Origin of the sequence: Streptomyces sp. DvalAA-14, from assembly GCF_900091855.1 — a bacterium.
Lineage (GTDB): Bacteria > Actinomycetota > Actinomycetes > Streptomycetales > Streptomycetaceae > Actinacidiphila.
In genome coordinates this window covers 1-7,036 of record NZ_FMCH01000252.1, presented here as the reverse complement: position 1 = coordinate 7,036, position 7,036 = coordinate 1, and the positions used below count along the sequence as shown (strand labels likewise).

4 protein-coding genes are annotated in these 7,036 nt (G+C 74.3%); all 4 read right to left on the bottom strand.

Going from position 1 to position 7,036, the window contains the following annotated elements:
• Nucleotides 1-1,119 (bottom strand): ATP-binding protein (locus GA0115240_RS13170; protein WP_161302192.1); only part of this gene is annotated, 1,119 nt, incomplete at its 3' end.
• A gap of 70 nt (nucleotides 1,120-1,189) precedes the next feature.
• A complete protein-coding gene (cobN, locus tag GA0115240_RS13165) occupies nucleotides 1,190-4,858 on the bottom strand; it encodes a cobaltochelatase subunit CobN (protein WP_093736863.1) in 3,669 nt (1,222 codons plus the stop codon).
• Nucleotides 4,855-6,360 carry a cobyric acid synthase gene (locus GA0115240_RS13160; RefSeq protein WP_093736862.1) on the bottom strand — a complete coding sequence of 502 codons (1,506 nt, stop codon included), beginning with the start codon at nucleotides 6,358-6,360 and terminating at the stop codon, nucleotides 4,855-4,857. The genes cobN and GA0115240_RS13160 overlap by 4 nt, the downstream gene beginning before the upstream one ends.
• A partial coding sequence (locus tag GA0115240_RS13155) for a CobD/CbiB family cobalamin biosynthesis protein (RefSeq protein WP_141708824.1) occupies nucleotides 6,357-7,036 on the bottom strand: 680 nt, incomplete at its 5' end. The genes GA0115240_RS13155 and GA0115240_RS13160, both read right to left, overlap by 4 nt.

The window sequence follows — 7,036 nt, the reverse complement described above, 5'->3', positions numbered from 1 at the left end:
CTCGGCGGGCGGCTGCGGTGGCCGGCCGCCGCCCCCGGGATCCTCGGGCCCCTCCGGGCCCTCGGGGCCGCCGTCCGGATCCGGGTCGGGGTCGTCGCCGCCTTCGCCGCGCTCCCGCTCCAGCGCCTCGTCCAGCCGGTCCTCGTCCAGCCCCGGCGCGTCGAAGGGATTGCGGCGGCGCCGGTGCGGCAGCGCCAGCAGCGCGGCCTGCCGGACGTCCTCGGCCAGCACCACGGTCCGGCCGGCCCAGGCGGCCAGCGCGGTCGCGGTGCGGGCCATCACGATGTCGGCGCGCATCCCGTCCACCTCGAAGGCGGCGCAGGTCGCGGCGATCTGACGCAGCGCGCCGTCACCGAGGCGCACCTCGGGCAGCAACCGCTGCGCGGCGACGATGCGTTCGCGCAGCTCCTGCTCGGCGGCGGCCCAACGGGCCGCGAAACCCGCCGGATCGGCGTCGTACGCCAGCCGGCGGCGCACCACCTCCACCCGCTCATCGGTCTCCCGCGACGCCGCGACCTCCACGGTCAGACCGAAGCGGTCCAGCAACTGCGGGCGCAGCTCGCCTTCTTCAGGGTTCATCGTGCCGACCAGCAGGAAGCGGGCGGCATGCCGCACGGACACACCCTCGCGCTCGACGTAACTGGCGCCCATCGCGGCGGCGTCCAGCAGGAGGTCCACCAAGTGGTCGTGCAGCAGATTGACTTCGTCGACGTAGAGGATGCCGCGGTGGGCCGCCGCGAGCAGGCCCGGCTCGAATGCCTTCACGCCTTCAGCAAGGGCGCGTTCGATGTCCAGGGCCCCCACCAGCCGGTCCTCGGACGCGCCGACCGGCAGCTCCACCATCCGGGCGGGCCGGACCGAACCCTGCACCGCCGGGTCGTGCGGGCCGTCCGGGCAGCCCGGATCGGGGGCCGCCGGGTCGCAGGAGAACCTGCACCCGGGGACGACGGCGACCGCCGGCAGCAGCGAGGTCAGGGCGCGGACCGCGGTGCTCTTCGCGGTGCCCTTCTCGCCGCGCACCAGCACGCCGCCCACCGCGGGGCTCACAGCGTTCAGCAGCAGCGCCAGCCGCAGCTCTTCCTGCCCCACCAGGGCGCTGAACGGGTACGGGGTACTCACGACCGGGCCTCGCCTTTCGTTGTGCGGCAACTTTCCTGTTCCACCTGACCGTTGAAGCGGGCCGCGGACCTCATGCCTCCCCCTCCAGATCGCCTTCGAGGGCGAGGTACGTCTCGCGCAGGCGGTCCAGCGTCCGCGGGTCCGGCTCGGCCCACAGGCCGCGGTCCGCCGCTTCCAGCAGCCGCTCGGTCACCCCGCGCAGCGCCCATGGGTTGGACCGCTTCATGAACTCCTGGTTCTCGGCGTCGAAGACGTACTCCGACGCCAACTTCTCGTACATCCAGTCGTCCACCACCCCGGCCGTCGCGTCGTACCCGAAGAGGTAGTCGACCGTCGCCGCCATCTCGAAGGCGCCCTTGTAGCCGTGCCGGCGCATGGCCGCCATCCACTTGGGGTTGACGACCCGGGCCCGGAAGACGCGGTGGGTCTCCTCGCCGAGCGTCCTCGTCCGCACCTGGTCGGTGAGCGCGCTGTCGCCGACGTACGCCTCCGGCGAGGTGCCGGTGAGGTGGCGGACCATCGCCACCATGCCGCCGTGGTACTGGAAGTAGTCGTCCGCGTCGACGAGGTCGTGCTCCCGGGTGTCGATGTTCTTGGCCGCCACCTGGATGCGGCGGAAGGCCGTCTCCATGTCGCCGCGGGCCGCCCGCCCGTCGAGGCCGCGGCCGTACGCGTAGCCGCCCCACACGGCGTAGACCTCGGCGAGGTCCGCGTCGGAGCGCCAGTTGCGGGCGTCGATCAGCGGCAGCAGGCCGGCCCCGTAGGCGCCCGGCTTGGAGCCGAAGATACGGGCGGTGGCCCGGCGGCGGTCGCCGTGGACGGCGGTGTCCTCGTCGGCGTGGGCGCGGACGTAGTTGGTGTCGGCGGGCTCGTCGAGTTCGGCCACGGCCCGAACCGCGTCGTCCACCAGGGCGACCACGTGCGGGAAGGCGTCGCGGAAGAAGCCCGAGATGCGGACGGTGACGTCGATCCGGGGGCGGCCCAGCTCCTCCGCGGGGATGATCTCGAAGCCGGTGACGCGGCGGGAGGCGTCGTCCCACAGCGGGCGGCAGCCCAGCAGGGCGAGGATCTCCGCGATGTCGTCGCCCTGGGTGCGCATGCAGGACGTGCCCCACACGGTGAGGCCCACCGAGGCCGGGTACGCGCCGGTGTCGGCCAGGTGCCGGGCCAGCAGCGAATCGGCCAGCGCGGTGCCGACGTCCCAGGCCAGCCGGGAGGGGATGGCCTTGGGGTCCACCGAGTAGAAATTCCGGCCGGTGGGCAGCACGTTGACCAGGCCCCGGGTGGGGGAGCCGGACGGGCCGGCCGGCACATAGCCGCCGCGCAGCGCCCGCACGATGTGGTCGATCTCGTCGGTGGTGCGGACCAGCCGCGGTACGAGTTCGGCCGCGGCGAACTCCAGCACCCGGACCGCGTCGGGGACGTCGCGCCCGCCGAGCGCGCCGCGCACCACGTCCCCGGCCGTCCCGGGCGCCCAGCCGAGCGCCTCCATCGCCTCGGCGAGCCGGCGGGCCAGCAGTTCCAGCAGGTCCACCGCGTCGGAGGCGGTACGGGCCGGGCCGTCCGCCAGGGCGGTCAGCGCTGCCGGGACGGCGAGCCGTGCGCCGGGCTCGGCCAGCAACTCCTTCTCGACCAGGCCGAAATGCGCGGCGAGCGCGGCGCGCAGTCCGGGGTAGGCGGCGCCGACACCGCCCCACACCTGGGCCGAACGCAGCACCGCCAGCACCAGGTTGACCCGCGGCTCGCCGACCGGGCCGCCGCCGAGGATGTGCAGGCCGTCCCTGATCTGGACGTCCTTGATCTCGCACAGCCAGCCGTCGACGTGCAGCACGAAGTCGTTGAAGTCGTCCTCGCCGGGCTGCTCGTCGACGTGCAGGTCGTGATGGAGTTCCGCGGCCCGGACCAGGGTCCAGATCTGGCTGCGGATCGCCGGCGCCTTCGTCGGGTCGAGATCGTTGACCATGGCGTACTCGTCGAGGAGCTGCTCCAGCTTGGCCAGGTCGCCGTAGGAGTCGGCGCGGGCCATCGGGGGCACCAGGTGGTCCACCACCGTGGCGTGGCCGCGGCGCTTGGCCTGGGTGCCCTCGCCGGGGTCGTTGACGATGAACGGGTAGACCAGCGGCAGGTCGCCCAGGACGGCGTCCGGCGCGCAGCCGGCGGACAGGCCGAGGCCCTTGCCGGGCAGCCACTCCATCGTGCCGTGCTTGCCGAGGTGGACGATGGCGTCGGCGCCGAAGCCGCCCGCGCCGGGTGCGGCCTCCAGCCAGCGGTACGCGGCCAGGTAGTGGTGCGAGGGCGGCATGTCCGGGTTGTGGTAGATCGCGATCGGGTTCTCGCCGAAGCCGCGCGGCGGCTGGATCATGATCACCACATTGCCGAAGCGCAGCGACGCCAGCACGATGTCCTCGCCGTCGATGTAGAGCGAGCCGGGCGGCTCGCCCCAGTGCTCCAGCATGCCCGCCCGCAAGTCCTCGTCCAGCATGGCGAACCAGCGCCGGTAGTCGGCCAGCGGCACCCGGGCCGGGGCGCTCGCCAACTGCTCCTCGGTCAGCCACTCCACGTCGTGGCCGCCGGCCGCGATCAGCCGGTGGATCAACTCGTCGCCGTCCTCCGGGAAGTCACCGGTGACGTAGCCGGCGTCCCGCAGCGCGCGCAGCAACCCCACCGCGGAGGCTGGCGTGTCGAGGCCGACCGCGTTGCCCACCCGGGAGTGCTTGGTGGGGTACGCGGTGAAGACCAGGGCGATGTGCTTGTCGGCGTTCGGCTTGTGCTTCAAGGCGGCGTGGCGGACCGCGATGCCCGCGACCCGCGCGGCCCGCTCCGGGTCGGCCGCGTAGACCGGCACATCGCCCTCGCCGGTCTCCTTGAAGGAGAACGGCACGCTGATCAGCCGGCCGTCGAACTCCGGGATCGCCACCTGCATCGCCGCGTCCATCGGGGACAGCGCGGCGTCCGACTCCTGCCAGGTCTTGCGCGAGGACGTCAGACACAGGCCCTGGATGATCGGTACGTCCAGCTCGGCGAGCGCGCCGATGTCCCACGCCTCGTCGTCGCCGCCCGCGGTCGCCTCCGAGGCGACGGTGCCCCCCGCCGCCAGCACGGTCGTCACGATCGTGTCCGCGCGGCCCAGCAGTTCGTACAGCCCGTCGTCGGCGCCCCGCAGCGAACCGCAGTACACCGGCAGGGCGTTGGCGCCCTTCGCCTCGATCGCCTCGCACAGGGTGTCCACGAACGCGGTGTTCGCCGACAGTTGGTGCGCCCGGTAGAACAGGACCGCGACGGTGGGCCGGCCCGGCTCGGCGGCGCGGTCGCCGTGGACGCCGAACTCCGGCATCGAGTGGGGAGGTTCGAAGCCCTCGCCGCTCATCAGCACCGTGTCGGACAGGAAGCGGGCCAGCTCGGCGAGGTTGGCCGGACCGCCCTCGACCAGATAGCGCAGCGCCTCGGCCACCACCCCGGCCGGAACCGACGACAGCGCCATCAGCTCGGCGTCCGGCACCGATTCGCCGCCGAGCAGCACGGTCGGCACGCCCGAAGCGGCCAGCACGTCCAGGCCCCGCTCCCAGGTGCGGCGCCCGCCCAGCAGCCGCACCACGGCCACATCGGCGCCGGCGAGCAGGGCGGGCAGTTCGGCGTCGGGGTCCACCCGGGACGGGTTGCCGATCCGGTACCCGGCCCCGGCCGCGCGGGCCGCCAGCAGATCGGTGTCGGCGGTGGACAGCAGCAGAACGGTGGTCATGGTGCCCCCGGTGCGATGAAGGGGAGGCCGGCGGGCGCGCCGTCCTCGATGAGCCGCAGCAGCGCGGCGGTGTCCAGGTGTTCCTCGACCAGGTCGCCGAGGCGGTCCAACTGCTCCTCGCGCAGCGCCTCGAAGACGGTGTCCGGTGCCGGTACGAACCGCCGGCCCGCCGCGGCGGCCACCTCCCGCAGGAACGCCCGGCGGAAGCCGTCGCTCTCCAGCGAGCCGTGCCAGTGCGTGCCCCACACCGCGCCGACCCGCCGGCCGTCCAGGAACGCCTCGCCCCCGCCGGTGGGTTCGGCGACGCCGTGGTGGATCTCGTAGCCCGTCACCGGCTCGCCGTGGGCGGTGCCCGCCGGACGGGCCAGGGTCTTCTCGGCGGCGAAGCGGATCCGGACCGGCAGCAGTCCCAGGCCCGGGACGGTACCCGCCCTCGACTCCACCTCGTCCTCGATGACCTCGGCGAGCATCTGGTAGCCGCCGCAGATCCCCAGCACCGGACGGCCCCGGGCCGCCCGTTCCTCGACGGCCCGTGCCAGGCCCCGGGCGCGCAGCCACTCCAGCGCCCTGACGGTGCCCCGGGTGCCCGGCAGCACCACCAGGTCGGCGTCCGCCAGGTCCTCCGGGCGGTCCACGAACCGTACGACGACGCCGGGTTCGGCGGCCAGGGCGTCCACGTCGGTGAAGTTGGACATCAGCGGCACGGCCGCGACGGCGACCCGCAGCACGTCCGCGCCGTGCGGCGCGCTGAGCGCCGACTCCCGTACGGCGCCCCGCAGCGAGACCCGCAGGCCGTCCTCCTCGTCGATGCCGAGACCGGGGGTCCAGGGCAGTACGCCGAGGGTCGGCCGGCCGGTGAGTCCGCGCAGCATGTCCAGGCCGGGCTGGAGCAGTGTCGGGTCGCCGCGGAACTTGTTGACGACATAGCCGCAGATCAGGGCCTGGTCCTCGGGGGAGAGCAGGGCGGTGGTGCCGAAGAAGGAGGCGAAGACGCCGCCGCGGTCGATGTCGCCGACGATCAGGGTCGGCAGGGCCGCCCGTCGGGCCAGGGCCATGTTCACGATGTCGGTGCGGCGCAGATTGATCTCGGCCGGGCTGCCGGCACCCTCACAGATGACCGCGTCGTACCGCGTACCCAGCTCTTCCAGGCAGCCCACCACGGTGTCCAGCAACTCCCGCTGCCGGCCGCCGTGGTAGCCGCGGGCGCTCAACTCGCCGACCGCCCGGCCCAGCACGATCACCTGGCTGCTCCGGTCGCTGCCCGGCTTGAGCAGGACCGGGTTCATCAGCGCCGACGGCTCCACCCGGGCGGCCTGCGCCTGCATCGCCTGGGCCCGGCCGATCTCCGCGCCCTCCTTGGTCACAAAGGAGTTCAGCGACATGTTCTGCCCCTTGAAGGGCGCCACCCGTATCCCGCGGCGCACCAGGAAGCGGCAGATCCCGGCGGTGAGCACGCTCTTGCCGGCGTCCGAGGTGGTCCCGGCGACCAGAAGTCCCTTCACCGCGCGCCCCCTTGGTCGGCGGACCGCGGTCCGGACCGGCGGGCCCGCCGTGCCCGGCCGGCCGCCGACCCGGCGGCAGCGGCCGCGGCCGGAACCGCGGCGGACACCGCGACCGAGACGGCCAGGGCCAGCGCGCCGATCCGGCGGGACAGCCGGATCGCCCGGGAGATGTCGGCGACGCCCGGCGGCGGGAAGGACGCGCCCAGGACCGGCCGGTGCTCGACCCGGCCGCCGTAGGACAGCGTGCCGCCCAGCCGCAGCCGCAGCGCGCCGGCGAAGGACGCCTCCACCGGGCCCGCGTTGGGGCTGGGATGGGCGGCGGCGTCGGCCCGCCAGGTGCGGACGGCGGAGCGGGGGTGGCCGCCGGCCAGCACGGCGAGCACGGCGGTGAGCCGGGCGCCGGGGTAGCCCAGTACGTCGTCCAGCCGGGCCGCGGCCCAGCCGAAGCGCAGATGTCGGGGGGACTTGTGACCGACCATGGCGTCCAGGGTGTTGGCCGCGCGGAAGCCGACCAGGCCGGGCACTCCGCCCAGCGCGCCCCACACCAGGGCGCCCACCACCGCGTCCGAGGTGTTCTCGGCGACCGACTCCACCACGGCCCGGGCGATCCCGTCGGCGTCCAGCGCCTGCGGGTCCCGCCCGCACAGATGAGGCAGCCGCCGCCGGGCCCCGGCGA

Bases quoted from the DNA above. Each gene is read 5' to 3' on its own strand.
- cobN (WP_093736863.1), bottom strand. From the start codon at position 4,858: ATGACCACCGTTCTGCTGCTGTCCACCGCCGACACCGATCTGCTGGCG.